The 26,563-nt window shown below is 74.5% G+C and carries 25 protein-coding genes; 12 read left to right on the top strand and 13 right to left on the bottom strand.

Annotated elements, in window-relative coordinates; genetic code table 11:
- The first annotated feature begins 5 nt into the window (after positions 1–5).
- On the top strand, positions 6–101 hold the full coding sequence (locus tag M0638_RS28835) for a DUF3297 family protein (protein ID WP_345893030.1): 96 nt from the start codon (positions 6–8) through the stop codon (positions 99–101).
- Positions 102–201: 100 nt separating this feature from the next.
- On the opposite strand, the gene M0638_RS13930 is transcribed toward M0638_RS28835, so the two are convergent.
- Both M0638_RS13930 and M0638_RS13925 read right to left on the bottom strand, forming a co-directional pair.
- The gene (locus M0638_RS13930) at positions 202–1,281 is read right to left on the bottom strand and encodes a TRAP transporter substrate-binding protein (protein ID WP_248667602.1); all 1,080 of its coding nucleotides are present in this window, start codon (positions 1,279–1,281) and stop codon (positions 202–204) included.
- Between the two features lie 235 nt (positions 1,282–1,516).
- Entirely contained in the window at positions 1,517–2,698 is a 1,182-nt protein-coding gene (locus M0638_RS13925; RefSeq protein WP_248667601.1) for an acetyl-CoA C-acetyltransferase, read from the bottom strand.
- 330 nt (positions 2,699–3,028) lie between these two features.
- On the opposite strand from M0638_RS13925, the gene M0638_RS13920 reads away from it, so the two are divergent.
- On the top strand, positions 3,029–4,576 hold the full coding sequence (locus M0638_RS13920; RefSeq protein WP_248667600.1) for an SLC13 family permease: 1,548 nt from the start codon (positions 3,029–3,031) through the stop codon (positions 4,574–4,576).
- Between the two features lies 1 nt (position 4,577).
- A complete protein-coding gene (locus tag M0638_RS13915; RefSeq protein WP_248667599.1) occupies positions 4,578–5,525 on the top strand; it encodes a lactate/malate family dehydrogenase in 948 nt (315 codons plus the stop codon).
- 182 nt (positions 5,526–5,707) lie between these two features.
- On the opposite strand, the gene M0638_RS13910 is transcribed toward M0638_RS13915, so the two are convergent.
- On the bottom strand, positions 5,708–6,838 hold the full coding sequence (locus M0638_RS13910; RefSeq protein WP_248667598.1) for an alpha/beta fold hydrolase: 1,131 nt from the start codon (positions 6,836–6,838) through the stop codon (positions 5,708–5,710).
- The gene (locus tag M0638_RS13905; protein WP_248667597.1) at positions 6,750–7,373 is read right to left on the bottom strand and encodes a hypothetical protein; all 624 of its coding nucleotides are present in this window, start codon (positions 7,371–7,373) and stop codon (positions 6,750–6,752) included. Before M0638_RS13905 ends, M0638_RS13910 begins: the two co-directional genes overlap by 89 nt.
- 156 nt (positions 7,374–7,529) lie before the next feature.
- On the opposite strand from M0638_RS13905, the gene phaR reads away from it, so the two are divergent.
- Positions 7,530–8,177, top strand: a complete 648-nt coding sequence (gene phaR, locus M0638_RS13900; protein ID WP_248667596.1) for a polyhydroxyalkanoate synthesis repressor PhaR — start codon at positions 7,530–7,532, stop codon at positions 8,175–8,177.
- 90 nt (positions 8,178–8,267) lie between these two features.
- On the top strand, positions 8,268–8,744 hold the full coding sequence (locus M0638_RS13895) for a helix-turn-helix domain-containing protein (RefSeq protein WP_282571996.1): 477 nt from the start codon (positions 8,268–8,270) through the stop codon (positions 8,742–8,744).
- Between the two features lie 190 nt (positions 8,745–8,934).
- On the opposite strand, the gene upp is transcribed toward M0638_RS13895, so the two are convergent.
- The 4 genes from upp to M0638_RS13875 all read right to left on the bottom strand — a co-directional run bounded on the left by upp (position 8,935) and on the right by M0638_RS13875 (position 12,960).
- Positions 8,935–9,636: a uracil phosphoribosyltransferase gene (gene upp, locus M0638_RS13890; protein WP_248667595.1), complete on the bottom strand. Its 702-nt coding sequence runs from the start codon at positions 9,634–9,636 to the stop codon at positions 8,935–8,937.
- 8 nt (positions 9,637–9,644) lie between these two features.
- Complete coding sequence (locus M0638_RS13885; protein ID WP_248667594.1) at positions 9,645–11,135, bottom strand: peptidoglycan -binding protein; 1,491 nt, start codon at positions 11,133–11,135, stop codon at positions 9,645–9,647.
- Between the two features lie 68 nt (positions 11,136–11,203).
- On the bottom strand, positions 11,204–12,346 hold the full coding sequence (locus tag M0638_RS13880) for a flagellar motor protein MotA (RefSeq protein ID WP_248667593.1): 1,143 nt from the start codon (positions 12,344–12,346) through the stop codon (positions 11,204–11,206).
- Positions 12,343–12,960 carry an OmpA family protein gene (locus M0638_RS13875; protein ID WP_248667592.1) on the bottom strand — a complete coding sequence of 206 codons (618 nt, stop codon included), beginning with the start codon at positions 12,958–12,960 and terminating at the stop codon, positions 12,343–12,345. The genes M0638_RS13880 and M0638_RS13875 overlap by 4 nt, the downstream gene beginning before the upstream one ends.
- 468 nt (positions 12,961–13,428) lie before the next feature.
- Here M0638_RS13875 and M0638_RS13870 point away from each other — a divergent pair, with 468 nt between their 5' ends.
- Both M0638_RS13870 and M0638_RS13865 read left to right on the top strand, forming a co-directional pair.
- Positions 13,429–15,888: a glycosyltransferase gene (locus M0638_RS13870; protein ID WP_248667591.1), complete on the top strand. Its 2,460-nt coding sequence runs from the start codon at positions 13,429–13,431 to the stop codon at positions 15,886–15,888.
- 66 nt (positions 15,889–15,954) lie between these two features.
- Positions 15,955–16,371 (top strand): ATP-binding cassette domain-containing protein, encoded by a 417-nt coding sequence (locus M0638_RS13865; protein WP_248667590.1) that lies wholly within the window; start codon positions 15,955–15,957, stop codon positions 16,369–16,371.
- 64 nt (positions 16,372–16,435) lie between these two features.
- Here the strand turns inward: M0638_RS13865 and M0638_RS13860 are convergent, their stop codons facing one another.
- The gene (locus M0638_RS13860; RefSeq protein WP_248667589.1) at positions 16,436–17,341 is read right to left on the bottom strand and encodes an inositol monophosphatase family protein; all 906 of its coding nucleotides are present in this window, start codon (positions 17,339–17,341) and stop codon (positions 16,436–16,438) included.
- 520 nt (positions 17,342–17,861) lie between these two features.
- On the bottom strand, positions 17,862–18,431 hold the full coding sequence (gene efp, locus M0638_RS13855; RefSeq protein ID WP_248667588.1) for an elongation factor P: 570 nt from the start codon (positions 18,429–18,431) through the stop codon (positions 17,862–17,864).
- Positions 18,432–18,810: 379 nt separating this feature from the next.
- Between efp and M0638_RS13850 the strand changes: the two genes are divergently transcribed.
- Positions 18,811–19,725, top strand: coding sequence for a DMT family transporter (locus tag M0638_RS13850; protein WP_248667587.1), 915 nt, complete (start codon positions 18,811–18,813; stop codon positions 19,723–19,725).
- A 187-nt stretch (positions 19,726–19,912) separates the two neighbouring features.
- On the opposite strand, the gene M0638_RS13845 is transcribed toward M0638_RS13850, so the two are convergent.
- Positions 19,913–20,545, bottom strand: coding sequence for a DedA family protein (locus tag M0638_RS13845; protein WP_248667586.1), 633 nt, complete (start codon positions 20,543–20,545; stop codon positions 19,913–19,915).
- Positions 20,546–21,010: 465 nt separating this feature from the next.
- On the opposite strand from M0638_RS13845, the gene M0638_RS13840 reads away from it, so the two are divergent.
- Both M0638_RS13840 and M0638_RS13835 read left to right on the top strand, forming a co-directional pair.
- The gene (locus tag M0638_RS13840; protein ID WP_248667585.1) at positions 21,011–21,241 is read left to right on the top strand and encodes a hypothetical protein; all 231 of its coding nucleotides are present in this window, start codon (positions 21,011–21,013) and stop codon (positions 21,239–21,241) included.
- Complete coding sequence (locus M0638_RS13835; protein WP_248667584.1) at positions 21,238–22,128, top strand: DMT family transporter; 891 nt, start codon at positions 21,238–21,240, stop codon at positions 22,126–22,128. The genes M0638_RS13840 and M0638_RS13835 overlap by 4 nt, the downstream gene beginning before the upstream one ends.
- A 260-nt stretch (positions 22,129–22,388) precedes the next feature.
- Here M0638_RS13835 and speB read toward each other — a convergent pair whose 3' ends face one another.
- Entirely contained in the window at positions 22,389–23,438 is a 1,050-nt protein-coding gene (speB, locus tag M0638_RS13830) for an agmatinase (protein WP_248667583.1), read from the bottom strand.
- A gap of 194 nt (positions 23,439–23,632) precedes the next feature.
- The gene (locus M0638_RS13825) at positions 23,633–24,067 is read right to left on the bottom strand and encodes a hypothetical protein (protein WP_248667582.1); all 435 of its coding nucleotides are present in this window, start codon (positions 24,065–24,067) and stop codon (positions 23,633–23,635) included.
- A 277-nt stretch (positions 24,068–24,344) separates the two neighbouring features.
- On the opposite strand from M0638_RS13825, the gene M0638_RS13820 reads away from it, so the two are divergent.
- Positions 24,345–25,106 carry a class I SAM-dependent methyltransferase gene (locus M0638_RS13820; RefSeq protein WP_248667581.1) on the top strand — a complete coding sequence of 254 codons (762 nt, stop codon included), beginning with the start codon at positions 24,345–24,347 and terminating at the stop codon, positions 25,104–25,106.
- 214 nt (positions 25,107–25,320) lie between these two features.
- Complete coding sequence (locus M0638_RS13815) at positions 25,321–26,553, top strand: ABC transporter substrate-binding protein (RefSeq protein ID WP_248667580.1); 1,233 nt, start codon at positions 25,321–25,323, stop codon at positions 26,551–26,553.
- The last annotated feature ends 10 nt before the right edge of the window (positions 26,554–26,563 follow it).

Genomic DNA, 26,563 nt, shown 5'->3' with positions numbered 1-26,563 from the left:
TCCGCCTGACCCTGGGCAAGACGCTGGACCGCAAGGGCAACCCGATGACCATGAAGTTCCAGGGCACGGTGGAACCCTATTTCCGCGACGACCAGGGCTAGAGCATTTTCAAGCTGGGTGTACTCACCCAGCGACCCGGAAAATGCGAAAAACCAAAAGGTTGGAGCCGTTCCGGCCTGATACAGTCAGGCCGGAACGGCTCTAACGCGACGTCGCCGCGGCCAGGAAGTTCGCCAGCGGGTCCTCCGCCGCGCGGAACCACTGGATCTGCTCCAGCCGGTAACGGTCCCAGTTCTGCCAGATCTCCTTGAAGCGCGGGTTGCGCGCCGCCGTGTCGGTGTAGAGCTCCTGCCCGGCGCGATAGAGCGCCGCGAGCACCTCGCGCGGGAAGCTGCGCAGCTGCGTGCCGCCCGCCACCAGCCGGCGCAGCGCCTGCGGGTTGAGGAAGTCGTAGCGTGCCGTGGACCAGTGCCAGGCGTCGGTGCAGGCCATCTCCAGCACGGCCCGGTACGGCGCCGGCAGCGCCTCCCAGGCGGCCGGGTTGACCAGGAAGTCGTTGGAGGACGAGTATTCCTGCCAGCCCGGATAGTAGTAGTACGGCGCGATGCGGCCGAAGCCGAGCTTCTCGTCGTCGTAGGGCGCGATGTACTCGGCGGCGTCGATCACGCCGCGCTCCAGCGACGGGTAGATGTCGGAGGGCGCGATCTGCTGCGCCACCACGCCGATGCGCTGCGCCACCGCGCCGCCGAGGCCGGCGATGCGGAATTTCAGCCCCTGCAGGTCCTCGACGCTGCGGATCTCCTTGCGGAACCAGCCGCCCATCTGCGCGCCGGTGTTGCCGGCCGGGATGGCGCGCACGCCGAGGTCCCGGTACACCGGCGCCAGCATCTCGCGTCCGCCGGCCTGGTTCAGCCAGGACCAGACGTGGCGCGTGCTCATGCCGAAGGGCAGGTTGCAGCCGAAGGCGAGCGCCGGGTCCTTGCCGGTGTAGAACAGGCTGGAGGTGAAGCCGCACTCGACCGAGCCGGCGGCCACCGCGTCCATCACCTGCAGCGCCGGCACCAGCTCGCCGGGGCCGAAATTCTGGATCTGGAAGGCGCCGTCGGTGGCTTCCGAGACGCGGCGGGCCACCACCTCCTGCGCGCCGAACAGCGTGTCGATGCTCTTGGGATAGGCGCTGGGGCAGCGCCAGCGGATGCGCGGCTGCGCGCTGGCGAGACGCGGCGCGGCAAGCGCCGCGGCGCCGCCGGCGACGGCCGCGACGAGGTGACGACGGTCCATGGACATTCCTCTTCCCAGGGGCGGCCTTTGCGGCCTTGCGGGAAGAGTAGCGGCATGCCTGGTGGGGCTGGCAACGGCCGCGTCGGGACCGGGGCGCACCCCGCGACGAATTCCCGGCCGCCGGCATTCCCGGGCCGCGCGGCGCGGGCCGGCAGGCCGGCGCCGCGCGGCGGAGGCGGTCCGGGGCGGTGCCCGCCCGACCGCGTCGGGGGGCACCGCTCCCGTGCGCCCGGGATCAGTGCGCGATGCGCTCCACGCACATCGCGACGCCCATGCCGCCGCCGATGCACAGCGTGGCGAGACCGCGCTTCGCGCCGCGCTCCTGCATGCCGTAGAGCAGCGTGGTCAGCACGCGCGCGCCGGAGGCGCCGATGGGATGGCCGAGGGCGATGGCGCCGCCATGCACGTTCACCTTGGCCGGATCCCAGCCGAGATCCTTGTTCACCGCGCAGGCCTGCGCCGCGAAGGCCTCGTTCGCCTCGATCAGGTCGAGGGTCGAGACGTCCCAGCCCGCCTTCTGCAGCGCCTTGCGGCTGGCCGGGATCGGGCCGGTGCCCATGATGGCGGGATCGACGCCGGCCGTCGCCCAGGAGACGATGCGCGCGAGCGGCGCGACGCCGCGCTTCGCGGCCTCCTCGGCGCTCATCACCACGATGGCGGCGGCGCCGTCGTTGATGCCGCTGGCGTTGCCCGCCGTGACCGTGCCGGTCTTGGAGAAGGCCGGGCGCAGCTTCTGCAGCACCTCGATCGTGGTCTCGGGCTTCGGGTACTCGTCGTTCTCGACGACGACGTCGCCCTTGCGGCCCTTCACCGTGACGGGGGCGATCTCGGCCTTGAACTTGCCGGCCTTCATCGCCTCGCCCGCCTTGCGCTGGCTGGCGGCGGCGAACTCGTCCTGCTGCTCGCGGGTGATCTGGTACTTCTCGGCCACGTTCTCGGCGGTGTTGCCCATGTGGTAGCCGTTGAAGGCGTCCCACAGCCCGTCCTTGATCATGGTGTCGATCATGGCGAGGTCGCCCATCTTCTGGCCGGCGCGCAGGTTCGCCGCGTGCGGCGCCTGCGTCATGCTCTCCTGGCCGCCGGCGACCATGATCGCGGCGTCGCCGTTGGCGATCTGCTGCGCGGCCAGCGCCACGGCGCGCAGGCCGGAGCCGCAGAGCTGGTTGATGCCGAAGGCGGTGGCGCCGACCGGGATGCCGGCGGCGATGGCGGCCTGGCGGGCCGGGTTCTGGCCGGCGCCGGCGGTCAGGATCTGGCCGAGGATCACCTCGTCCACCTCCTCGGCCTTCACGCCCGCGCGCTCCAGCGCCGCCTTGATGGCGACCGTGCCCAGCGCGTGGGCGGGCAGCGACGCGAAGGCCCCGTTGAAGCTGCCGACCGGCGTGCGCGCGGCGGAGGCGATGACGATCTCGGTCATTGACGGGTTTCCCCAGTGCCCGATTGGCGCGGGCCTTATGGTGGCGGGAACGCTCGGGGCGGGAGTTTAGGCGCGGGCGTCGGGGATACAAGCCCCGCGCCCTGGCGGCCGACTCGGCCGGGGGCGGCCGGCGCCGCCGGTGGGCGGGCCGCCGGCGGCGGCTGCCTTTATCATTGACCCAACACAATCCGCTGTTGGCAGGCCGGGGCTATGGTCAGCCCCGCGCAGGACGCGCGACCATCGCGCCGTCGGCGCGCGACCATCGTGCCGTCGGCGCGCGTCCATCGTGCCAACCGAACAGGCCAACAGGACAATCGAGGACCGAACGCCGTGAGCGCCCCGCCGTCCGACGCCACCACCGCCTCCGTCATTCCCGGCCGGCAGCCGCCGGCCGGCCAGCCCATCGGCTCGCCGGAAGCCCCCTCCTCCAACCGCAAGCTCGCCTTCCTCGGCCTCGCCATCGCGCTCTACCTCGTGGTGCTGCTGCTGCCGACGCCGGCCGGACTCTCGCCGGCGGGGCAGGTCTCGCTCGGCCTGCTGGTGCTGGTCGTCACGCTCTGGATCAGCGAGTGCGTCTCGCCGGCCAACAGCGCCGTCATCCTCACCGGCGCCGCCGTGCTCGGCCTGATGGGCAAGCCGCTCGTCGCGAACGGGCCGCCGCTCACCTCGGCCGGGGCGCTCAACACCATGCTGGTGGGCTTCTCCTCCTCGGCGGTGCTGCTGGTGGCGGCGGCGCTGTTCCTGGCGGTGGCATTGAAGCTGACCGGCCTCGACCGCCGGCTCGCCCTGCTGGTGATGCGCCGGATCGGCGTCTCGCCCTCGCGCCTGATCCTGGGTTCGATCCTGGTCGGGCTGGTGCTGGCGCTGTTCATCCCCTCGGCCACGGCGCGCGTCGGCGCGGTGATCCCGATCATGGTCGGCATCGTCACGGCGCTCGGCCTGCCCGTCGCGAGCAGCCTCGGCGCCACGCTGATGATCGTCACCGCCGCCGCCTGCTCGATCTTCAACATCGGCATCAAGACCGGCGCGGCGCAGAACCTGATCAGCCTGAACTTCATGCAGCAGGCCTTCGGCGCCCCCGTCACCTGGGGCGGCTGGTTCGTCGCGGCGCTGCCCTTCACCGTGCTGATGTGCGTCGTGCTGTTCCTCGCCGCGCGCTTCATGCTGCGCCCCGAGGTGCCGGCCCCGGCGGAGGCGGTGCGGCGCCTCGACGCGGAGCTGGCGCAGCTCGGCCCGATCAGCGCCGCCGAGAAGCGGCTGATCCTGGTCGCCGGCGTGCTGCTGGTGATGTGGTCCACCGAGGGCCTGCTGCACCCGTTCGACACCACCACGGTGACGCAGATCGGCATCGCCGCGCTGCTGATGCCGCGCTTCGGCGTGATGCACTGGGCGCAGGCGGAGAAGCTGGTGCCCTGGGGCACGGTGGTGCTGTTCGCCGCCTCGATCTCGCTCGGCACGCTGCTCCAGCGCACCGGCGCCGCCGACTGGCTGGCCGGCGTCACGCTCGGGCAGCTCGGCCTCGCCGCCATGCCGCTGGTGCTGGTGATCGGCGCGCTGTCGCTGTTCAACATCGTGCTGCACCTCGGCTTCGCCTCGGCCACGGGGCTGGCCAGCACGCTGATCCCGATCATGATCGCCTTCGCCAAGACGCTGCCCTACGGGCCGCAGACCGCGGCGGGCATCGTGCTGATCCAGGCCTTCGTCGTCTCCTTCGGCTTCATCCTGCCCACCAACGCGCCGCAGAACATGCTGTGCTACGGCACCGGCGCCTTCACCATGGGGCAGTTCATGCGCATCGGCATCGTGCTGACGGTGGCCGGCTTCGCGCTGATCCTGCTGCTTTCCGCCACCTGGTGGCCGATGATCGGGGTGCTGTGACATGCCGGGAAAGATCGGGATCGTCGGCGTCGGGCAGGTCGGGGCCGCCGCCGCCTACATGCTCTCGCGCACGCCGGGCATCCGCGAGGTGGTGCTGGTCGACCTCGACCGTGCCCGTGCCGAGGGCGAGGCGGCCGACATCGCCCATGCCGCGGCCTTCGGCGGCGTGGCCGAGGTGCGGGCGGGCGACTATGCCGACCTCGCCGGCGCGGATGCGGTGGTGATCTCGGCCGGCGCCAGCCTCAAGCCGGGCCAGACCCGGCTGGAGCTGCTGACGCGCAACGTCCGAATCACCGCCGCCATCATCCCCGAGGTGCGGCGCGCGGCGCCGGACGCGATCCAGCTCTTCGCCACCAACCCGGTGGACGTGATGCCGGCGATCGCGGTGAAGCGCTTCGGCATCGATCCGCGCCGCGCCATCGCCACGGGCTGCGCGCTCGATTCCGTGCGCTTCCGCGACCGCCTGGCACGGCATTTCGACGTCGCGCCGACCGCGCTGCACGCCTACGTGCTCGGCGAGCACGGCGATTCGGAGGTGCTGCACTGGAGCGGCGCGCACGCGGCGAGCATGCCGCTGGAACGCTTCGCCGTGCTGACCGGGCGGCCGCTCCCGCCGGAATTGCGCGCCGGGATCGCCGAGGAGGTGCGCACCTCGGCCTACCGCATCAAGCAGGGCAAGGGCGTGTCGAATTACGGCATCGGCGGCTGCGTCGCACGGCTGGCGCAGGCGGTGGCGGGCGACGAGCACACCATCTTCAGCGTGGCCACCTTCATGCCCGAGCTGCTCGGCGTGCGCGACACCTGCGTCTCGCTGCCGCACGTGCTGGGGCGGCAGGGCAGCTCGGCGCCGCTGCTGCCGCCGCTCGATGCCGGGGAGGAGGAGGCGCTGCGGCGCAGCGCCGCGATCCTGGCCGAGGCGATCGACCGGGGGCTCGCGTCGCTGGATTGACGCCGGGCGGCTCCGGCCTCCCGCCGCGTCCCTTCGGATCGTGGGGCGTGGCGCACCGACCGCGGATGCTGCTCCCGCCGTCGTGGTCGGGAGGGCGCCGGGAGCATCCTCAATGCCGAGCGCGCGCGCCCTGGCGGCGCGGATGCACGCCGCCGGGCATGTCCGCCCGCCGGCGATCCGCTCTAGGCCGCGTCGGCCCGCGCGCCGCGCCGTGGCCGGCCGAGGCGCCGCAGCCAGCCGAGCAGCGGCCGCCACAGCGCCGCTTCCGCGCCGCTGCCCGCCACCATCCCGACATGCCCGGCCGCCGCCACGTGCGTCTCCGCCGCCGGCAGCCGCGCCGCCAGGGCGCGCGCCGAGGCCGGCGGCACGATCCGGTCGCGGTCGGGCAGCGCCACGAAGGCGGGCCGGCGCAGCGCCGCCGGGTCCACCGCCATGCCGCCGATCCGCCAGTCGCCCCGCGTCGGCCGGTTCTCGTCGTACCAGCCGCCGATGGTCTCGCGCGCGACGGGGGCGGCCAGCGGCACGCCGTCGTTCAGCCAGTCCTCCAGCGCCACGAACAGCCTGGCCCGCTCCGATTCCGGAGGCAGCGCCGCGAAGGCGCGGAACTTGCGCGCGACGCCCCAGGGATCGGCCGCGGCGAAGGCGGCCTGGAGGGCATCCACCGGCAGCACGCCATCCTGCAGCAACGGCGCGAATCGGGGCAGCAGCGCCGGCGGCGGCGAGGGGCGGCCGGCGCCGAAGTCCCAGGGCGTCGCGAGCAGGGCGAGCGCGCGCACCCGGTCCGGCCGGCGCAGCGCCGCCGCCAGCGCCAGGAGCCCGCCCATGCAGTAGCCGGCCAGCACCAGCGGGGTGCGGCGGAGCGCGCGCGAATCCAGCGCCCGCTCCAGGCGGGCGACGTGCTCGGCGAGGCCGAAGCGGCGCTCGACCGCGCCGGGGCTGCCCCAGTCCAGCAGCAGCGGCCGGGCGCCGTTGGCGGCGAGGTGGCGCAGCATGGAATGCCCGGGGGCGAGATCGAGCACGTAGGCGCGGTTCACCAGGGAGGGCACGAACAGCACCGCCGGGCCCGTCCCGCCATGGTCCAGCAGCCGCGTGGCGCCCTCTTCCCAGACCACGGGCGGATCGGGCAGGGCGCGCCGGTAGGGGTGGCGCCGATAGGCGGCGATGCCGGCCAGCATCTCCCGCTCCTCGCGCCCGAGGCGCGCGAGGACGGCGTCGCGCAGCGCCTCAGCCGACAGGCCGGCGCTGGCGAGGGCGTCGGCGATCCGGCCCGCCTCCCGCCGCCCCGCCGGCGAGGGCGTCCACGCGCCGCTCAAGCTCGGCGATCCGGTCGAGCAGGCGCTGCCGGTCCAGGGCGTCGCCGACAGTCGCAGCAGCGTCGCCATCGCGAGGTGCAGCGGCAGCGGGCGCGGCCCCTGCCTGGGCGCCGGCGGAGTCATCGCCGGCGGTGCCGGGCCGCGCCTTGGGAGAGGGGAACGGCCCCGGGAACAGGCTGGCGAAGGGCCAGGCCGGCGCGTCGGGTGCCCCTGCCGGGGCGGCCGGGGGAAACGGTCCAGGGAAAGAGCCTGGGAAAGGATTGGGGAAAGGGTTCGGGAACTGCCAGGCCGCCGCCGTCCCGTCCGGCGCGTCGGCGGGCCTCGCCGCCGTGGCGGCACGCCGCCAGGCCTCCTGCAGGGTCAGCGCCGCGGTGCCGGCGCCGTCCAGCCAGTGGGCCAGCGCCGCCTGCATGCCCTCCTGGCCGGCCATGGCGCGCCGCATCGCCTCGGGATCGCTCAGGAGGGCGGCCAGCTCGGTCTGCCAAAGCGTGATCCAGTCCTGCGCAAGGCGTTCGAGGTCGCTCGCGTCGTTCATCGTCCAGCCACCCGTCCGGTTCGCCACGATGCGGGCGCGCAGGGGAGAACGGAACGGGAAGGCGGGTCAAGTCCGACCGTTTCGGCCATCTTTGGCGCGCTGCACCAAAATCGTGATAGGGTGCTCGGGTATCACGCGGTTGGGGATGGCGGTTGCATGGCCGAGACAGTGTCGGAACAAGGTGGCGAGCCGGGCAGCGAGCCGCAGCGCCCGCCGGTCGTCGTCAAGAAGTATGCCAACCGCCGCCTCTACAACACCGAGGCGTCGAGCTACGTCACGCTGGAGGACCTGGCCGGCATGGTCCGGCAGGGGCGGGACTTCGTCGTCTACGATGCGAAGTCGGGCGAGGACATCACCCGCTCCGTCCTGACCCAGATCATCGTGGAGGAGGAGGCCAAGGGGCGCTCGCTGCTGCCGACCTCCTTCCTGCGCCAGCTCATCGGCTTCTACGGCGACAGCCTGGGCAGCGTGGTGCCGCGCTACCTCGAATTCGCCATGGGCAGCTTCGCGCGGCAGCAGGAGCAGATGCGGGTGGCCATGCAGAAGAGCATGGAGGGCTTCCACATGCCCTTCGGGTTTGAAGAAATGAGTAAGCAGAACATGGCCATGATGGAGCGCGCCATGAGCCTGTTCACGCCTTTCCGGCCTGCCGCCACGGATGCGACCAAGGAGCCGCCCCGCCCGGCCGGAACGGGCGGCGCGGAGACCATGGAGAGCCTCCAGGCGGAAGTGGCCTCGCTGAAGCGCCAGCTCGAGGAGCTGCGCCAGCCGGCGAAGGTGACCGGGCTGAGCCGCAAGAGCTGAAACGGGGTCCGCACCTCACCGGTTTGTCAACACGCCCGCCATCGCTTGCGTGTTGACCGGTCCGGGCAGGGCGACGGAGAGGGTAAGACCATGTCCAACACCGCCGCCGCCGCCACCCTTCCGAACGAGGACGCGCTCGCCCAGGACGAGCCCCAGGGCGAGAAGGCCTCCCAGCGGGCCAGCGTCGCCGACCATCACGTGGGGGCCCGAATCCGCGAGCGCCGGATCATGATGGGACTGTCGCAGCAGCAGCTCGCGCGGCTGATCGGCGTCACCTACCAGCAGGCGCACAAGTACGAGCGGGGCCTGAACCGCATCTCCGCCGGCCGGCTGTTCGAGATCGCCCAGGTGCTCGGCGTGCCCGTCTCCTGGTTCTTCGAGGGGCTCAGCACCGCCACGGAAGCGCAGGAGGTTTCGCCGCGCCAGCGCATGTGCCTGGAACTGGCCCGCAACTTCGCGCTGATCGACAACGAGAAGCACCAGGAGGCGCTGAGCCAGATGGCGCGCGCCCTGGCGGCGCAGTCCCAGCTCGACGACCCGGAGGTGAAGAGCGGCGAGCCGCACTGACCGGAAGGCCCCGGGGGCTTTCCGGGGCGGCCCGGGCGGCATGGGGGCGGGCCTCGCGGCGGCTCCGGCAAGGCGCCGCCTCTCGGTAAGTCGGGGGCGCCAGACATCCGGCCGCGTGCGCGATGCGCGACGATCGGCCGGCCGGCCGCGCGAGGGCCGTCGATAGCCCGCGTCGATCAGCCCGCGTCGATCAGCCCTCCGTGCCGAAGCAGCGGTCGCCGGCATCGCCCAGCCCCGGCACGATGTAGCCGCGCGCGTCCAGGCCGCTGTCGAGCGAGGCCGCCAGCACCGGCACGTCCGGGTGCGCCGCGAGCAGCCGGGCGACGCCTTCCGGCGCCGCCACCACGCACACGAAGCGCACCCAGGCGGGCCCGGCCGCCTTCACCCGCGCCACCGCCGCCACGGCGCTGCCGCCGGTCGCCAGCATCGGGTCCAGCACGATCGCACCGCGCCGCGCGAGGCCCGGCGGCAGCCGCACCACGTATTCGCTGGGCTGGAGCGTCCGCTCGTCGCGCACCAGGCCGATATGCCCGACCGGCGCCTCCGGCAGCACGCTGCGCGCGCCTTCGAGCAGGCCGAGCCCGGCGCGCAGCACGGCGACGAGGCAGGGCTCGGCCGGCAGCACCCGCGCCTGTGCCTCGGCGAGCGGGGTCGCGACCCGCACGGCCTCCTGCGGCAGGTCGCGCGTCGCCTCCGCGGTCAGCAGCGCGCCCAGCTCGGCCAGCAGGCGCCGGAAGGCGGCCGAGGGCGTCTCCCGGTCGCGCAGCGCCGCCAGCTTGTGCCGCAGCAGCGCGTGATCCGGGACGACGAGGCCCGGGAAGGCGCCCGGCGCAGGGGCCCCGGCGGAAGGGACGGCGGCGGGACCGGAGGAGGAGCCGGGAGGCGGTTGCATCGGCGGAGTCACCGGTCGGTCAGCCGCAGCTCGATGCGGCGGTTGCGGGCATAGGCCTCCGGCGTGTCGCCGGGATCGAGGGGCTGGTTGTCGCCGAAGGCGACGGCGGCCACGCGGTTCGGCGGCAGTCCCTCCTGGATCAGCAATTGCGCCACCGCGATCGCGCGCGCCGCCGACAGCTCCCAGTTCGAGGCGAAGCGCGGCGAGCGGATCGGCGCGCGGTCCGCGTGGCCGTCCACCCGCAGCACCCAGGGCACGTCGGTGGGGATGCGGGCGGCGATGTCCTTCAGCACCGTGCCGAGCTCGCGGAGCTGCTGCTGCCCGCGCTCGGAAAGCTCGGCGCTGGCGGCGGGGAACAGCACCTCGGACTGGAACACGAAGCGGTCGCCGACGATGCGCACCTCCGGCCGGTCGCCCAGCACCTGCCGCAGCCTGCCGAAGAAGTCGGAGCGGTAGCGCTGCAGCTCCTCCACCCGCGCCGCCAGCGCCGCGTTCAGCCGCTGGCCGAGGTTGACGATCTGGGCGTCGCGGTCGCGCGTCGCCGTCTCGGAGGCATCGAGTGCCGCCGCGACGCGCGCCATCTGGCCGCGCAGCTCCTCGAGCTGCCGGGTCAGCAGCGCCACCTGGGCGCGGGCGCTCTCCGAGAGCCGGGTCTGCTCGGCCGCGGTGGCCTCCAGCTCGGCCCGCCGGCGCGCCTCGGAATCGGCGCGGCCGCCGGCCTCGGCGGCGCGGGCCTCGGCGGCGCGCCGGCCCGCCTCCTCCTCGCCGGCGCGCCGCAGCGCCTCCTGCGCCTGCCGCTCCAGCTGCTCGCGCAGCGCGGTGAGCGAGCGGACCTGTTCGGAGAGCCGGGCGAGGTCGGCGAGGCGCGCCTCGATGGTCTCGCGGTCGGCGCGCACCGTCCGGTCCAGCTCGGCCGACTGCCGGCGCAGCGCCTCCAGCGCGGCCTGCTCGGCGGCGAGCTGCCGGCGGGCCTCGGCGAGGTCGCGCAGCGTGCGGGCCGTGTCGCCGCCCGCCGCCTCGGCACGCTGCAGCGCCTCGGCGAGCTGCGCCTGCAACCCCTCCAGCCGCTCCGCCCCGCCGCGCCCGGCCAGCTCCAGGTCGGCCAGCCGCGCCTGCAGGCGGTCGCGCTCGCCGCGGATCGCATCGCGCTCCGTGCCCGCGCGGTCGCGCTCGTCGCGCAGCGCGCCGAGCTGGGCGGCCAGCGCGTCGCGCGCGGCGGCGGCGGCGCGCATCTCGGTGCCGGTGCGCCCCAGCGCGCCGCGCAGCTCCTCGGCCTGCCCGCGCTCCAGCGCCAGCAGCTCGGAAAGCTCGGCCACCTGCCGGTTCAGCCGGTCCAGTGCCCGGTCGCGCGAGGAGAGCGCGACCGACAGGAAGCCCTGCGCCAGCACGAAGACCAGCAGCACGAAGATGATGACCATGAGCAGCGTGGAGAGCGCGTCCACGTAGCCCGGCCAGGCGTCCAGCCCGCCGCGGTCGCGCCGCCTGCCGCCCGCCGCCATCGCTCAGGCCGCCACGGCGGGACCGGGCGCGGCCGCCGCGAGGCGGACGTCGCGCCGGCGGCCGCCACTCAACGCGGCTGCTCCTCGGTGAGGGCGGCGATGGTGCGCGCGATCACCTTGATCTCGGAGCGTATCTCCTGCGTCGCCTGCTGCCGGCCCTGGCTGACCTCCTCGATCAGCCGCGCCAGCAGCAGCTCGGTGTTGCGGATGTGGGTGCGGGTCTGCTCGTCGATGCCGCCCGCGGCGTGGCCGTCGGCCAGCCGTTGCAGGGCGGGGCCGAGGCTCGCCTGGTTCTCGGCCATGCGCAGCACCACCTGCTGGTTCGCACGCATCTGGTCGGTGAGTGCGGCGAGGCGCTCGCCCAGCGTCGCCAGCGCCTGGGACGAGGCGGCGCGTCCCTCCTCGCCGCGCGCGATGATGCGCTGCAGCCCTTCGAGGTTCTCCGCCGTCTGCTCCAGCAGCGCCTGGACGTAGGCGGGGACGGAGCCGCCCTCGCCGGTCGTGTCGCCCAACACGCCGGAGGAGAGGCGGGTCATGCCGGCCAGCCATTCCTCCAGCTCGTTGTAGAAGCGGTTCTGCGCCTGCCCCGCGGTGAGGTCGAGGAAGCCCAGCGCCAGCGCGCCGGCGAGGCCCAGCATCGAGGAGGAGAAGGCCGTGCCCATGCCGCGCAGCGGCTCGGCGAGGCCGGCCTTGAGCTGGTTGAAGAGCTGGTTGAGGTCCCCGGCCCCCACCGACATGCCCGAGATCACCGCCGAGACCGAGCCGATGGTCAGCAGCAGGCCCCAGAAGGTGCCGAGCAGGCCGAGGAAGATCAGCAGCCCGGTCATGTAGCGCGACAGCTCCCGCCCCTCGTCGAGGCGCGAGGCGATGCCGTCGAGCAGGGAGCGCATGGCCGGGCCGGAGAGGCTGAGCCGGTCGCCGCGGCGCGAGGCGAGCATCGAGGCCATCGGCGCGAGCAGGCGCGGCGGCGGGGCGAGGTCCGCACTGCCGGCCTGCCGGAAATGCTCCAGCCAGGCCACCTCGGCGCGCAGCCCGAGCACCTGGCGCAGGTTCCAGCCGATGCCGATCAGCAGCACGGCCACGATCACGGCGTTCAGCACCGGGTTGGCCGCGAAGGCGTGGGCGAGCTCGGGCGAGAGCACGATCACCAGCGCGGCCACGGCCACCAGGAAGGCGGCCATGCGCCACAGATAGACCGCGGGACGGGTCATCGCGCGACGGCCGGCGGCGTGACGGGCGCGGGCTCGGGCGCGGGCTCGGCGGATGTGGCCGCGGGCATGCCGCTGGCCGCCGAGGCGGCGGGCCGCTGCGTGCCGACGGGGGCGGCGCCGGGCGGCAGGATGTCCACCTGGTCGGCGGCGTCGGCGGTACGTCCGAGGGCGCGGACGTCGATGCGGGTGGAGGGCAGCCCGCCCTCGATCAGGGCCTGGCGCACCTCCAGCGCCCGGGCCAGCGAGAGGCGCCGGGCGGCGGAGACGTCGGTGGTCGGGCCCGAGGCCTGCGCCGCCACCACGATGCGCCCGGGCACGGCGAGGTAGTGGCGGCCGAGCAGGGCGAGGCCCGCCTTCGTCGCGGCCGGCAACGTCTCCTCGGAGAAGGCGAAGCGGTAGCCGCCGCCCTCGCGCGGCCGGAGCGCGTCCGGCAGGCCGGGCGGTGGCGGCAGGCTGGCCGCTGCCGGTGCCGGGGCGGGCGGCGGGGTGTCGGGCAGCGCCACGGGCGGCGGCGGCGCCGCGGCGGGCGGGGCGGGGGCGTCGGCCGGGGCCGGGGCCGGGGCCGGGGCGGCAAGGGCACCGGCCGCCGCGCCGGCGGCCGCTCCGGCCGCCACCCCCGTCGCCGCGCGTGGAACGGATGGCCGCGCGGACCGTTCCGTCCGTCGTTGCGTCGGCCGCGGCGCCGCGCGGTCGGCGGGCCGGGCGGTGTCGCGCCTCGTCGTCTCGCGGCTGCCGGGCCGGGCCTCGGCCGCCGATGCCGGGAGGACGGTTGGGCACGTCGCGAGAAGCGCCGCGGCCAGCAGGAGACGGGCGGCGGCGGCCGCCTTGGTGTTGGTCGGGATGCGCATCGCGCGGGAGTCTAGAGCGGATCGCCGGAGGGCGGAACGCCCGGAGGCGTGAATCCGCTCCGGCAAGAGGGTCGCGGATCGCCGGATGGTGGAACATCCGGCGGGCGCGTCGCGGCAAGGCCCCTTGTGGCAGGCCGGGCTTGTGCCTATCCGTCCTGCGCGACAGCCGATCGTCCCCGGCGGGCCCGTCATGGGAAGCGGGTGCGGAATGTTCCCGGGGGATGGAGGCACACCTTGCGACGCAGCCTGGCGATCTTCACGATCTGCTCGAACAACTACGTCCGCATGGCGGACATCCTGCTCCGCAGCGCCAAGGCCCGGCATCCCGACGCGACGACCTATCTCTGCCTCGCCGATGGCAGGCTCCGGGAGCCGGACTTCTACCCGGCGGGCGTCGAGGTGGTCACCGCCTCGGAACTCGGCATCCGCGACTTCGAGGACTTCGCCTTCCGCTACGACATCATGGAGCTGAACACGGCGGTCAAGCCGTTCATGTTCCTGCATCTGCTCGCACGCGGCCACGACGCGGTGCTCTACTTCGATCCCGACATCGAGATCTTCTCGCCCCTGCACCCCGTCCTCGACGCGATCGAGGACGGCGCCTCCTTCGTGCTGACGCCGCATCTCTGCCATCCGGAGGAGGGCGAGCATTATCCCGGCGACATCGGGGTGATGCAGGCGGGCGTCTTCAACCTCGGCTTCCTCGGCATCGGCGCGTGCGGGGAATCCGAGCGCCTGCTGCAGTGGTGGGCGCGGCGCCTGCGCTACCAGTGCGTCAACGACCAGCCCGGCGGCGTGTTCGTGGACCAGAAGTTCATGGACCTGATCCCGGCCTACGCCGCCCGCATGCGGGTGCTGCGCGACCCCACCCTCAACGTCGCCTACTGGAACCTGCAGCAGCGCGACTTGTCGCGCGACGCCGACGGCACGTGGCGCGTGGACGGCGCGCCGCTCGGCTTCTTCCACTTCTCCGGCTTCAATCCGCGCGACCTGACGCGGCTGTCGAAGTACACCACGGCCTTCTCGGGCGCGGCGATGGAAGGCCCGCTGCTGGCGCTGTGCCGCGCCTATGCCGATCGGCTGGTGGCGAGCGGCCACGGCACGCTGCCCGACGGCCTCTACGCCTATGGCCGCTTCGCCTCGGGCACGCCGATCCCGGAGGCGGTGCGGCGCATGTACCGGGAGCGCCACCTCGTCTGGGCCGGCGGCGATCCGTTCGAGACCTACGAGTCCTTCCTGGACCTGCCGGCACCCGACACGTGGCGCGGCGCCGTCGGCCGCGTCGTCACCAACCTGATGGCCTGGGTGCATGAGCGCGAGCCGGGGCTGCGGCAATGCTTCGACCTGCGCACGCGCGAGGGCGTGAACGGCTATTTCGGCTGGTACGGCAGGCACGCGCTGAACCTGCTGCGCGACCGGCGGCTGCTGGAGCCGGTGATGGAGCGCCTCGGCGACGCGGCACCCCCGACGCGCCAGCCGCCGGCCCAGGCGGCCGACGAGCCCGCGATCAGCGTGGTCGGCGATTTCCACGCGGCCTCCCACGGGCCGCCGGGCGAGTCGCACGAGACCGGGTGGCGCGCCCTGCGCGGGCTGGTGGCGGGCGGAATCCGGGTCGAGGGCGTCGACGCGGGATCGGGCCCGGAAGCGGAACCGGGGACGGCACTGGGGGCGGCATCGGGGGCGGCATCGGGCGCCGGACCGGACGTTGCCGCCGCCCCCGGCGCGGCCCATCCCGACGACCACCGCATCGTCGGGCGGGCGACGGCGCCGGTGGCCCTGTTCCGCGTCGATGCCGAAGGCCTGCCGGCCGTCGTCGCGCGGCTCGGCGGCGCGCTGCGGCCCGATGCCTACCGCATCGCCATGCCGCTCTGGGCGCTGCCGGAATTCCCCGCCGCCCTGCTGCCGGCCTGCGACCTCGTGGACGAGATCTGGGCGCCGACGCGCTTCGTCCAGGCCACGCTGGTGCGCGCCCTGCCGGGGCGGCCGGTGCCGCGTATGCCGCTGCCGCTGGAATTCGACCCGGTGACGCCCCTCCCGCGCGCCGCGCTCGGGCTGCCCGAGGACGGCTTCCTGTTCCTCTGCGTCCTCGGCCGCGATGGCCTGGCGCGCCGGAATCCCGGCGCCGCCATCGCCGCCTTCCGGCGGGCCTTCCGGGACGGGCGGCGCCACGATCCGCGCCGGCACCTCGTGCTGGGGGTACCCGCCGGAAGCCTGCCCGAGGCCGACCTCGCCGCGCTGCGCGAGTCCATGGGCGACGATCCCGGCCTGCATCTGGTGGAGGCCGGTGCGGCGGGCGGCGGGCTGCCGGGACTGGTCGCGGCCTGCGACGCGCTGCTGTCGACGCACCGCAGCGAGGCGCTCGGCCTGCCGGTTGCGGCGGCCCTGTCGCTCGGGCGGCCGGCGATCGCCACCGACTATTCGGCGACCACGGAGCTCGTCTCGCCGGCCACCGGCTATCCGGTCGACTTCCGTCTCGTGCCGGTACGGGAGGGCGAACATCCCTTCCACGCGGGCCAGGTCTGGGCCGAGGCCGACCCGGAGCATGCGGCCTGGCAGATGCGCCGCATGGTCGATGACGAGGCCGGCAGGCGGGTGCGGGTCGCGGCGGCGGCCGCGCATATCCGCGGCGAGTACGGCTTCGACGCCGTGGGCCGGCGGCAGGCGGAGCGCCTGCGGCGCATCCGGCAGCTCTGATACCGCCCCGCGCAAGCCCTGACTCGTGCGGACCCGTGCGAGCCGTCGGTCCGGCCAGGAAACAGGATGAGGGATGTCAACGCCGTGAACGAATTCCCCCAGGCCGCCGGTGCCGCGTCCGGGTCGCCCGCCGACGTTCCGGCCGGCGCCCCTGCCGTTGCCGCCCCTCCGGAGCCGGATCGTGCCGGCCCTGCCCGGGACGGGACGGACACCCCGGAGGCGCTCCGCCACGCGCTGGAGATGACGCGGCAGGAGAACAGGCGCCTGCGCGGCGCGGCCGAGCAGATGCGCGCCGAGATGCTGGCGCTGAACCGCTCGCTGGCGCCCTGGCCGCAGGAGGAGATGGAGGCGAGGCTGCGGCGCGCGAAGGAGCGGATCGCGGCGCTGGAGCAGGAACTCGCCGCCGTCACCGGCTCCAGCTCCTGGAAGCTGACCGGGCCGTACCGGCGTCTCGGCGAGCGGCTCAAGCACCTGCGCCGCTGAGCGCGCCGGCACGCCGCCGGCGACGTCGGCGTCGAAGGGGCCGCCGGGCGTCGCGCGGCCGGCGTCAGGCCGCCGGCGTGTCGCTCCCTGCCGGCGTGCCACCCGACGGGGCCTCAGGGCGGGCCTCGCCCCGCGTCTGGTGGCGGCGCGCATAGGCCACGCCCTCGGCCACCAGCTCGCGCAGCTTCGGCTGCAGCACCTGGTTGCCGCAGACCACGCTGCCCGCGGCGTAGGGGTCGCCGCCCTCGGGATCGGCGGCGAAGCCGCCCGCCTCGCGCAGGATCACGAGGCCCGCCGCGATGTCCCAGGGCTTCAGGCTCAGCTCCCAGTAGCCGTCGTAGCGGCCGGCCGCGGTCCAGGCGAGGTCGAGCGCGGCCGAGCCGAAGCGGCGCACGCCGGCCACCTGCGGCATCACCCGCGCCAGCACCTGCGAGAATTCCGCCTTGCCCGGCGTGCCCGCGAAGGGGATGCCGGTGGCGAACACCGCGTCGCGCAGCTCCTTGCGCGCCGAGACGCGCAGGCGGCGGTCGTTGAGGAAGGCGCCCATGCCGCGCTCGGCCCAGAACAGCTCGTCGGAGGCGGGGTTGTAGACCACGCCCGCCACCAGCTCGGTGCGGTCCGGCGCCATGCGCCGCTCGACGCCGACCGAGATCGCCCAGTGCGGGATGCCGTGCAGGAAGTTGGTGGTGCCGTCCAGCGGATCGACCACCCAGCGGTGCTCCCAGTCGTCATCGCCCGAGGCGCCGCTCTCCTCCATCAGGAAGGCGAAGTTCGGGCGGGCGCGGGAGAGCTCCTGGCGCAGCGTCTCCTCGGCGCGCAGGTCGGCCGAGGAGACGAAGTCGGAAGGGCCCTTCACGCTGACCTGGAGCTGCTCCACCTCGCCGAAGTCGCGCAGCAGGCGCTTGCCGGCCTTGCGGACGGCGGCGACCACGACCGAGAGCTGCGGGGAGAGACGGGGGGAGAGGGCCATGGGAATTCCTTAGAGCATTTTCAAGCTGAGCGTCCTCGCTCAGCGGCTCGGAAAATGCGAAAAATCAAAAGGCTAGAGCCGTTCCGGCCTGATCCAGTCAGGCTGGATCGGCTCTAGCTCGGCGTGGCCCCGCAAGCTCGGCGTGGCCCTGCACGGTCCGTTGCCCGGCCGCCCGGCGCGAGGCCGTCATGGGGTGGGGCCCGGGGCCGGGGCGGCCGGCTTCCGGGGCAGTCGCGCCCGTCGGGGCGCGGGATCGGCATGGGCGGCGCGCCGGGTGACGCGATGCCCGTTCCGGGCGAGCGGGGCGCCGGGCGCGGTCGGGGGCGCGGCGCAGGTTCCCGCGTCGCGGGCCTCGGCGGGGGGCGGCGCGGCGGCCCCGGCGGCGATCCGCGGCGTTCCCGGCACCCCGCCCCACGCGGCCGGCCCGGCTGCCGACGCGGGGAACGGCGGCCACGGGAACCGTCGCAGGCCGGCCGGGGACCGGGGCGGCGGGGCGGTGCCCGCCCGACCCCGCCGGGACTCAGCCCTTGGCGCGCTCGACGTAGGAGGCGTCGGCGGTCTTGACCACGATCTTCTCGCCCGCGGTGATGAAGGGCGGCACCATGGTCTTGACGCCGTTCGAGAGCACGGCCGGCTTGTAGGAGGAGGAGGCGGTCTGGCCCTTCACCACCGGGTCGGCCTCGGTCACCTCCAGCGTCACCTGGTCGGGCAGGTCCATCGACACCGCCTCGCCCTCGATCAGCTTGACGTTGACGACCATGTTCTCGACCAGGAAGGGCAGCCGGTCGCCCAGGATGTCCTTGGAGACGGTGGTCTGCTCGAAGGTCTCGGGATCCATCAGCACGAGGTGGTCGCCCTCGGCGTAGGAGAAGGTGAACTCCTTGTCCTCGGTGGTCAGGCGCTCGACGGTGTCGGCGGTGCGCCAGCGCTGGTCCTTCTTGGCGCCGGTCTTGATGTTGCGCATGTCCACCTGGATCACCGCGGCGCCCTTGCCGGGGATCATGATGTTCTGCCGGAGGATGGTGTAGCGCTGGCCTTCGAACTCGATGACCATGCCGGCGCGCATCTGGTTGGCCTGCATCTTCGCCATGGGGCACCTGCCGTCGTCAATGCGGCCGTCGGGAGAGGGAGGCCGTCGTGAAACCGGGGGATGGCGGGACGGGTGCGGCGCCATGGGCAGGGGCAACGCCGCCCGCCCCGGCCGTCTCCTGTGACGCCATGATGTCGGGCCTCTACACGGGCGAAGCGGCCGAGGCAACCGCCGGGAAGACGTGGCGGCCCATGCGCCGCGGCGGGCGGCGGCCGGCCCGGCGGGGCGTCGCGCGCCATCGGGCGCCGGGGCCGGCACGCGGGGAAAGACGGGGGCCGCCGGCGGTCCCGGGCCGCGGTGGCCGCCCCGCCTTTTCCGCAGGGCCGCCCGGCGTTCCCTGCGTTCCGGCCATGATGCCGCTGCCTTTACCCCATCCGGCATGGGACGTCCGCTCGCTGCCGCCTCGCCCTTGCCCGGCCTCGCCGCCCGGCGGCCCGATCTCGTCGGGCTCGCCCTGCTGCTCTGCACCGTGCTCGGCTGGGGGCTGAGCTGGCCGGTCAACAAGCTGCTGCTCGGGCTGTGGCCGCCCCTCTCGCTGCGCGGCATGAACGGGACGCTGGGCGGGATGGCGCTGATGCTGCTCGCCCTGGCACGCGGCGAGGCGTTGGGGGTGCCGCTCGGGCAATGGGGCCGGCTGCTGCTGATCGCGGTGCTCAACGTCACCTGCTGGATCGGCTTCACCACCTACTCGATGCTCTGGCTGACGGCGGGCGAGGCGGCGATCGCGGCCTACACCATGCCGCTCTGGACCGTGCTGCTGGCCTGGCCGCTGCTGGGCGAGCGGCCGACCGTGCGCCGCGTGGCCGGGCTCGCCACCGGACTCGCCGGGGTGGCGGTGCTGGTGGGCGGCGGGCCCAGCCTGGACCTGTCGCGCCTGCCCGGCGTCGTGATGTCGATGCTGGCGGCGGTGACCTTCGCGCTGGGGACGGTGGTGACCAAGCGCGCGCCGCTGACGCTGCCGCCGGTGGCCGGCGCCGCCTGGCAGGTGCTGCTCGGCGCCCTGCCGCTGGCGCTGGCCGGCCTGCTGCTGGAGCGGGCGGACCCGGCCGCCATGCCGGCCCATGGCTGGGCGCTGGTGGCGGTGGTGGCGGCCTACCCGCTCGGCGTCTGCTACCTCTCCTGGTTCGCGGCGCTGCGCCGCCTGCCGGCCGGGCTGGCGGCGACGGGGACGCTGCTGACGCCGGTGATCGGCGTGCTCGGCGGGACGCTGCTGCTGGGCGAGCCGCTCGGGCTGCGCCAGGGGCTGGCGCTGCTGCTGACGGTGGCCGGCGTGCTGCTGGCGCTGCGTGGCTGAGCTGGGCTTCGGCCAATCCGCGAAGGAAGAGAAGCAATCCCAGAAGCTTGGCTCGGTCACCTCTTCAGGAGCCAAGCTGCTGAGATTGCCAGCCTTTTCCTGGAATCGGCCAAAGTCGAGCCGAGGGCGCGGCCGGTAGCGCCATCCACCGGCCGCCACCCGTGGGCCGACCCTTTCCCGCCCGCCGTCAGCCGCCCGGCTCGATGCCCGCCTCGCGCGCCAGCCGCCGCTCCTGCCGCCGCGTGAACCAGAGCGTGCCGGCGAAGGCCAGCACCGCCACGGCGCCGATCGCCACCGTGGCCCAGCCCTTCGCCTGCTCCAGCCGGTCGCCGAGGAAGTAGGCCGCGTAGCCGTACAGGGCGCACCACAGGATGCCGCCCGTCGCGTTGGCGAGCAGGAAGTGGGGCCAGGGCATGCGCGTCACGCCCGCCATCAGGGCCGCCACCGTGCGCAGCAGCACCACGAAGCGGCCGAACAGCACCACCTTGCCGCCATGCCGGCGGAACAGGTTGCGCGCGATGGCCAGGCGCTGCTCCGTCAGGCCGATCCGGCCGCCCCAGCGCAGCAGCGCCGGTTCGCCCACGAAGCGGCCGATCGCGTAGCCCAGGTTGTCGCCCAGGATCGCCGCGGCGGCCGCCACCGCCACCACCAGGTTGATGTCGAGATGGCCGGTGGTGCCGGCATAGAGCGCCGCCGCGATCAGCAGGCTCTCGCCGGGCAGCGGCAGGCCGGTCGCCTCCAGCAGGATCACGGCGGCGATCAGCGCGTAGCCGTAGGTTTCCAGCAGGTGGGTGACGGCGGGGCCGGACAGGAAGGACAAGGGCGGGGTCTCCCGGGGCGTGGGCGGAGCGCTCGGCGGGCTGGGGCGCGCTTCCCGCCGCGTGCGGCGGCACGATGCTGCCCCGGCTGACCATGGCACGCCACCGGCGCCACCGGGCGGGACGGGCCCGGCCCACGCCTCGGCCCGGCCACGCGACGCCACAACGCCGTGACCCGTGCGCCGGCTGCCGTCGCACGGTTCCGCGCCGGCTGCTGCGCCGTTCCGTCACCGCCCGCCGGCATCGCCCGCCGCCGGCCCGGCATGCAGGATCCGCCGACGGCGTGACGCGGACCGGCGGGGGTGGCCTTGCGCGCCGGGGTCGCGTAGGGCGTGCGGACGCCCGTCACGGATCACCCTCCCAACAAGATGCCGCAACGACCCGGCCCCGACCCGATCCCCCGCCCGGCTTCACGCCCGGCCCCCCGCCCGGCACATCCTTGGCGGCGCCGCGCCGTCCGGGCGGGCGTGGCGCTCCTGCTCCTGGCGGGCCTGGCCGGCTGGGCCGCGCAACCGCCGGCCGAGGCGCCTGCCATGCGCGCCGAGCGCCTGGCCTGCGAGGCCGCCCCCGGCGTCCCGACCTGCCCGCCCGAGCCGACCCCCGATGCCGGGCTGCTGCTCGCCGCCGGCGGGCTCGGCCTGCTGGGCATCGCGTCGCTCGCCGCCGCGGCGCTGCCCCGGCGGCGCGTCCCCGCATGAGGACCGCCCCGGCGGACGTCGCGCTCGGCGGCCTGTTCGTGCTGATCTGGGCCTCGGCCTTCTCCTCGGCCAAGCTGCTGCTGCAGGAATGGCCGCCGCTCTGGGCGCTGGCGATCCGCTTCGCCCTCACCTCGGCGGTGATGCTGCCGGTCTTCCTCTGGCAGTTCTCCGCCGGCCGCGCCGTGCTGCCCTCGCCCGCCGACCGGCTGCGGCTGCTGGCGATGGGCTCGGTCGGCGTCGGCGGCTACCTGGCGCTGAGCTGGGAATCGATGGCCCGCATCCCCTCGGGCCTGACCGCGCTGCTGGCCGCGACCGCGCCGCTCTTCGTCGCGGCGGGCGAGGTGCTGCTGTTCGGCCGGCGCCTGCCGGGGCTGGCCTGGGCCGGGCTGGCGCTGGGCTGGAGCGGCGTCGCGATCCTCGGCGGGGCGCGTGCCGTGGCCGGCATGCACGGGGCGGAGGCCTCCGGCGTGCTGTTCGCCATCGGCGGCGCGCTGGCGCAGGCGACGGGCATCCTGCTCTACGCCCCGGCGCGCGGGCGGATCGGGCCGTGGACGGCCAATCTCGGTCAGTGCCTCGCCTCGGCGGCGATGACCCTGTCGCTGGCCCTGCTGCTGGAGGGTTCGCCGCCCGGCATGGCCAGCACGCCGGCGCTGCTGAGCCTCGCCTACACCATCCTCGTCGTGGGGATCGCGGGCTACGGGCTGTACTTCGTGATGCTGCGCCGGCTGCCGCCCTCCACCGCGGCGGCGCTGCAGCTCACGGCGCCGCCGCTCGCGGCGCTGTTCGGCTGGGCGCTGCTCGGGGAGCGGCTGGGGTGGACGGACATCATGGGCGGGATGGTGACGCTGGCGGGGCTGGCCGTGCTGTTCCGGGCGCGGCGGGACTGAGGAGGCGCGCCGGCAGGGGAGGGCGTCGCCCTCCCCCGCGCCCCCTCCCACCAAAGGGCGCAGCCCCTTTGGAAACCCCGTTCGGAAAGACGGCCCGACCGCTGCAACGTCCCGGACTGAAACGAAGAGAGGTGCAGGAGGGCCTCGCCCTCCTGCCGGATGGGGTCCGGGGAAGGCGGCGCCTTCCCCGGTTCGCCGTAGCTCGTCGTTCCCGGCGCGGATTCACGCCGCCGGGCGTGTCCGCCCGCCGGCGATCCGCTCTATCCCGCCCGTTCCCGCCGCCGGTCCAGCGCCAGCCGCAGTAGGCAGAATTCCGTGAACAGCACCTGTCCCGCCGCCTGCACGGTGTTGGTGGTGCCGTCGTATTGCGGCGCCACCTCCACGAGGTCCGCGCCCACGAAGTCCAGCCCCGCGAGGCCGCGCAGCAGGGCCAGCGCCTCGCGCGTCGTCAGGCCGCCCACCTCCGGCGTGCCGGTGCCGGGGGCGAAGGCGGGGTCGAGCGCGTCGATGTCGAAGGAGAGGTAGGTGGGCCCGTCGCCCACCACGGCGCGGGCCTGCGCGATCACCTCGGCGACGCCGCGCGCGGCGAATTCCTCGGCGTGGATCACGGTCATGCCGCTGTCGGCCGAGAATTCCCACAGGTACTCGCCGGGGCCGCGTATGCCGATCTGCACGGTGCGCTCGGGGTCCAGCACCCCGTCCAGCACCGCCATGCGGAACGGCCCGCCATGGTGGAAACGCGAGCCCTCGAAGGGACCCGAGGTGTCGCAATGCGCGTCGATGTGGATCAGCCCGACCGGCCGGTCGCGGCCCACGGCGCGCAGGATGGCATGGCTGATCGAGTGGTCGCCGCCGACCGAGAGCGGCACCGTGCCCGCCTCCACCCAGCCGCGGATCGCGGCCTCGATGTCGGCGTGGCAGGCGGCGAGGTCGTAGCGGGAGGAGAGCGGCACGTCGCCCACGTCGGCCACCTTGCAGCCATCGGCGGGGGCCAGGCGGAGCACGTGCTCGTAGGGGCCGATGCGCTCGGCGCCGCGCACCGCACGCGGGCCGAAGCGCGTGCCGGGGCGGTTGGTGACGCCGAGATCCATCGGCACGCCGATCAGCGCCACGTCCAGCCCCGCCGTCGCCGGGTCCGCGCCGGGCAGGAAGGGGGCGGAGAGCAGGGTGGCGGGCGAGGAGTAGGGCAGGGCGCGCCGGTCGCCGCTGAACACGGATTCGGCGACGCGGCGGTAGTGCGGGTCGAGCATCGCGCCGCCGCTGTTGCCGGCGTAGCGCTCGCGCAGGGCGCGCAGGCGTTCCGGGTCCATGACCGCCTCCTTTTCCGTGGCCCCGGCACGGTTCCCGGGCGGGGCGCGTCCCGTGGCCGGATGGGCGACGGGGCGGCCGGCCGGCACGGGGCGCCGGGATCGCGGGCCGCGCCGGCGGGGCTCGTGGTGCCACCCTTCGGGGGTGGCGCACAAGCCCGGCGGCGGTGCCTGCCGCCGGGCGGTCCGCCCGGACCTCAGCGCGTGCCGACGATGCGGCCCTGGGCGTCACGGACAGTGACGGCGCCGTTCGGTCCGCGCTCCTCGGTGCCGGTGATGCGGCCGCTGGAGTCGCGGATGGTCACGCGCCCACCCAGTCCCTCCTCGCGCGTGCCGGTGATCCGGCCGGAGGCGTCGCGCAGCGTGGTCTGGCCGCCCGCGCCGCGGCTTTCCGTGCCGGTGATGCGGCCCGAACCGTCGCGCAGCGTGGCGCCGCCGGGGGCGGCATCGCGCGTGCCGGTGATGCGGCCGGCGGCGTCGCGGTAGGTGGTGCGGCCGCCCGGCCCCCGGTCGGTGGTGCCGACGATCCGGCCCGAGCCGTCGCGCCAGACCTGCTGCGCCGGCGCGATGCCCGGCAGCAGCGCCAACGGCAGTGCCAGTGCCGGAACGGCCACCACGCTCCAAGGCCTCATCTGTCCCTCCCGCCGGATGCCCGGCATCATCGGGTCGAGGGCAGGGTAGTCGAGTTGCCTGTCGGACCGCCAACGTCGGACCGCCAACGTCGGACCGCCAATGTCGGACCGCCAATGTCGGGCCGCCAACGGTGAACCGCCGGCATGGGGCGGCCGGGGCCGGATCGCCGGCACTGCTTCGGATGCGCCGGGATGCCGGCCGCGGCAGGCCGGGCGGGACACGGCGCCCGCCGCACCCCGGTTATCCGCCGCGCCGAATCCGCCTATCCTCCCGCGGATGAGCGACACCGCCCCGACGCCCGCCGAGTCCGAGACCGATTTCGGCTACCGCCGCGTTCCGCGCGCCGAGAAGGCCGGGCTGGTGCGCGAGGTGTTCGAGAGCGTCGCCCCGCGCTACGACCTGATGAACGACCTGATGTCGCTCGGCCTGCACCGGGTCTGGAAGCGCCTCTTCCTGGCGGCCGTGAACGCCGGCCCGCGCGACACGCTGCTCGACCTGGCCGGCGGCACCGGCGACATCAGCTTCGGCGCGCTGGAGCGCGGCGCCGGGCGGGTGATCCTCTCCGACATCAACCCGGCGATGCTCGGCGTGGCGCAGGGACGGGCGCTGGAGCGCGGCCTCGCCGCCGGCCTCTCCTTCCTCTGCTGCGACGCGGAGCGGCTGCCGCTGCCGGACCGCGCCGTGAACAGGGTCACCATGGCCTTCGGCCTGCGCAACTGCACCGACAAGGACGCGGTGCTGCGCGAGGTGCGCCGCGTGCTGCGGCCGGGCGGGCGCTTCCACTGCCTGGAATTCTCCCGCCTGGAGATCGACCCGCTGGTGCCGCTCTACGACGCCTGGAGCTTCAAGGTCCTGCCCCGCCTCGGCGCCCGCTTCGCCCGGGATGCCGACAGCTACCAGTACCTCGCCGAGAGCATCCGGCAGTTCCCGGACCAGGAGACTCTGGCCGGCATGATGCGCAAGGCGGGGCTGGAGCGCGTCGCCTACCGCAACCTCTCGGGCGGCATCGTCGCGATCCACACGGGCTGGCGGCTGTAGCGGCCGCGCGATCCTCCTCGTCGCCCCGGCCCGGGCCCCGGCCCCCGCCCCAGTCGCCCCGGCCTCCGCCGCGCCCGGCCTCGTTGCCCGGCTGATGCGTGCATTGCCCGGCCGCGCGGCCGGCGGCAGCATGATGCCCCTGCGGGACCCGCCGTGCCGGGGCGGGTCCCGCCAACCGGCCCGCCCCGGGCGGGCCGCGCAGAGGAAGCCACCCATGAATCTTCGCCGCCGCGATGCGCTCACGCTGGGCGCGGCCGCCACGACGCTGCTCGCCGCCCCCCGCGCCCGCGCCCAGGCAACACCCACCATCCGCATCGGCGTGCTGACCGACCTTTCCGGCCCCTACCGCGACGCGACCGGCCCCGGCTCCGTGCTCTGCGCGCAGGTCGCGGCCGAGCAGTTCGGCACCGGCCACGGCTTCAAGGTCGAGGTCGTCAGCGCCGACCACCAGAACAAGCCCGATGTCGGCGCCGCCATCGCGCGGCAGTGGTTCGACCGCGACGGCGTGGACATGATCGTGGACGTGCCGACCTCCTCCGTCGCCCTCGCGGTGAACGAGATCGCGAAGGAGAAGAACAAGGCCTACGTCAACACCGGCGCCGGCACGACCGACCTCACCGGGCCGCAGTGCACGCCCAACACCATCCACTGGTCCTACGACGTCTACATGCTGTCGAAGGCCACGGCGACGCAGCTCGCGAGGCTCGGCGGCAAGAAGTGGTACTTCATCACCGCCGACTACGTGTTCGGCCAGCAGCTCGAGCGCGACGCCTCGGCCTTCGTGAAGCAGGCCGGCGGGCAGGTGCTCGGCGCCGCGCGCTATCCCTTTCCCGCCACGACGGACTTCTCCTCCTTCCTGCTGCAGGCGCAGGCGGCGCGGGCGGACGTGCTCGGCCTCGCCAATGCCGGCGCCGACACCATCAACTGCGTCAAGCAGGCGCACGAATTCGGCCTGACCCGGCGGATGAAGGTCGCGACGCTGCTGTTCCAGATCACCGACCTCGCCTCGGTGGGGCTGGAGCAGGGGCAGGGCCTCTACTCCGCCCAGTCCTTCTACTGGGACCTCAACGACGACACGCGCCGCTTCACCGGCCTGGTGCAGCCGCGCATGCCGAACCGCGCCGCGCCCACCATGATCCATGCCGGCGTCTATGCCGGCACGCTGCACTACCTCAAGGCCGTGGCGGCGCTGGGCGCGGCCCAGGCCAGGGCGGACGGGGCGGCCACGGTGGCGCGCATGAAGGCGATGCCGACCGAGGACCTCGCCTTCGGCAAGGCGAGCATCCGGGCCGACGGGCTGTGCATGCTCCCGGCCCATCTGTTCCAGGCCAAGACGCCGGCCGAGAGCAAGGGCACGTGGGACCTGCAGAAGCTGGTCTCCACCAGCCCGGCCGAGGAGAGCTGGAAGCCGCTGGCCGAGGGGGGCTGCCCGCTCGCGCGCGGCTGAGCAGACGGAG

Origin of the sequence: Roseomonas acroporae (genome assembly GCF_023223525.1) — a bacterium.
GTDB classification, from domain to species: domain Bacteria; phylum Pseudomonadota; class Alphaproteobacteria; order Acetobacterales; family Acetobacteraceae; genus Roseomonas_E; species Roseomonas_E acroporae.
The sequence above is the reverse complement of the archived record's forward strand: the minus strand, read 5'-3'. Positions and strand labels throughout refer to the sequence as shown.

Coding starts and splice junctions, on each gene's coding strand:
- M0638_RS13915 (WP_248667599.1), top strand. CDS start 4,578: ATGCCGGGAAAGATCGGGATCGTCGGCGTCGGGCAGGTCGGGGCCGCC.
- M0638_RS13835 (WP_248667584.1), top strand. CDS start 21,238: ATGAGGACCGCCCCGGCGGACGTCGCGCTCGGCGGCCTGTTCGTGCTG.
- upp (WP_248667595.1), bottom strand. CDS start 9,636: ATGCAACCGCCTCCCGGCTCCTCCTCCGGTCCCGCCGCCGTCCCTTCC.
- efp (WP_248667588.1), bottom strand. CDS start 18,431: ATGGCGAAGATGCAGGCCAACCAGATGCGCGCCGGCATGGTCATCGAG.
- M0638_RS13850 (WP_248667587.1), top strand. CDS start 18,811: ATGGGACGTCCGCTCGCTGCCGCCTCGCCCTTGCCCGGCCTCGCCGCC.
- M0638_RS13925 (WP_248667601.1), bottom strand. CDS start 2,698: ATGACCGAGATCGTCATCGCCTCCGCCGCGCGCACGCCGGTCGGCAGC.
- M0638_RS13885 (WP_248667594.1), bottom strand. CDS start 11,135: ATGGCGGCGGGCGGCAGGCGGCGCGACCGCGGCGGGCTGGACGCCTGG.
- M0638_RS13825 (WP_248667582.1), bottom strand. CDS start 24,067: ATGAGGCCTTGGAGCGTGGTGGCCGTTCCGGCACTGGCACTGCCGTTG.
- M0638_RS13880 (WP_248667593.1), bottom strand. CDS start 12,346: ATGACCCGTCCCGCGGTCTATCTGTGGCGCATGGCCGCCTTCCTGGTG.
- speB (WP_248667583.1), bottom strand. CDS start 23,438: ATGGACCCGGAACGCCTGCGCGCCCTGCGCGAGCGCTACGCCGGCAAC.
- M0638_RS13865 (WP_248667590.1), top strand. CDS start 15,955: ATGAGGGATGTCAACGCCGTGAACGAATTCCCCCAGGCCGCCGGTGCC.
- M0638_RS13930 (WP_248667602.1), bottom strand. CDS start 1,281: ATGGACCGTCGTCACCTCGTCGCGGCCGTCGCCGGCGGCGCCGCGGCG.
- phaR (WP_248667596.1), top strand. CDS start 7,530: ATGGCCGAGACAGTGTCGGAACAAGGTGGCGAGCCGGGCAGCGAGCCG.
- M0638_RS13820 (WP_248667581.1), top strand. CDS start 24,345: ATGAGCGACACCGCCCCGACGCCCGCCGAGTCCGAGACCGATTTCGGC.
- M0638_RS13860 (WP_248667589.1), bottom strand. CDS start 17,341: ATGGCCCTCTCCCCCCGTCTCTCCCCGCAGCTCTCGGTCGTGGTCGCC.
- M0638_RS13815 (WP_248667580.1), top strand. CDS start 25,321: ATGAATCTTCGCCGCCGCGATGCGCTCACGCTGGGCGCGGCCGCCACG.
- M0638_RS13905 (WP_248667597.1), bottom strand. CDS start 7,373: ATGAACGACGCGAGCGACCTCGAACGCCTTGCGCAGGACTGGATCACG.
- M0638_RS13895 (WP_282571996.1), top strand. CDS start 8,268: ATGTCCAACACCGCCGCCGCCGCCACCCTTCCGAACGAGGACGCGCTC.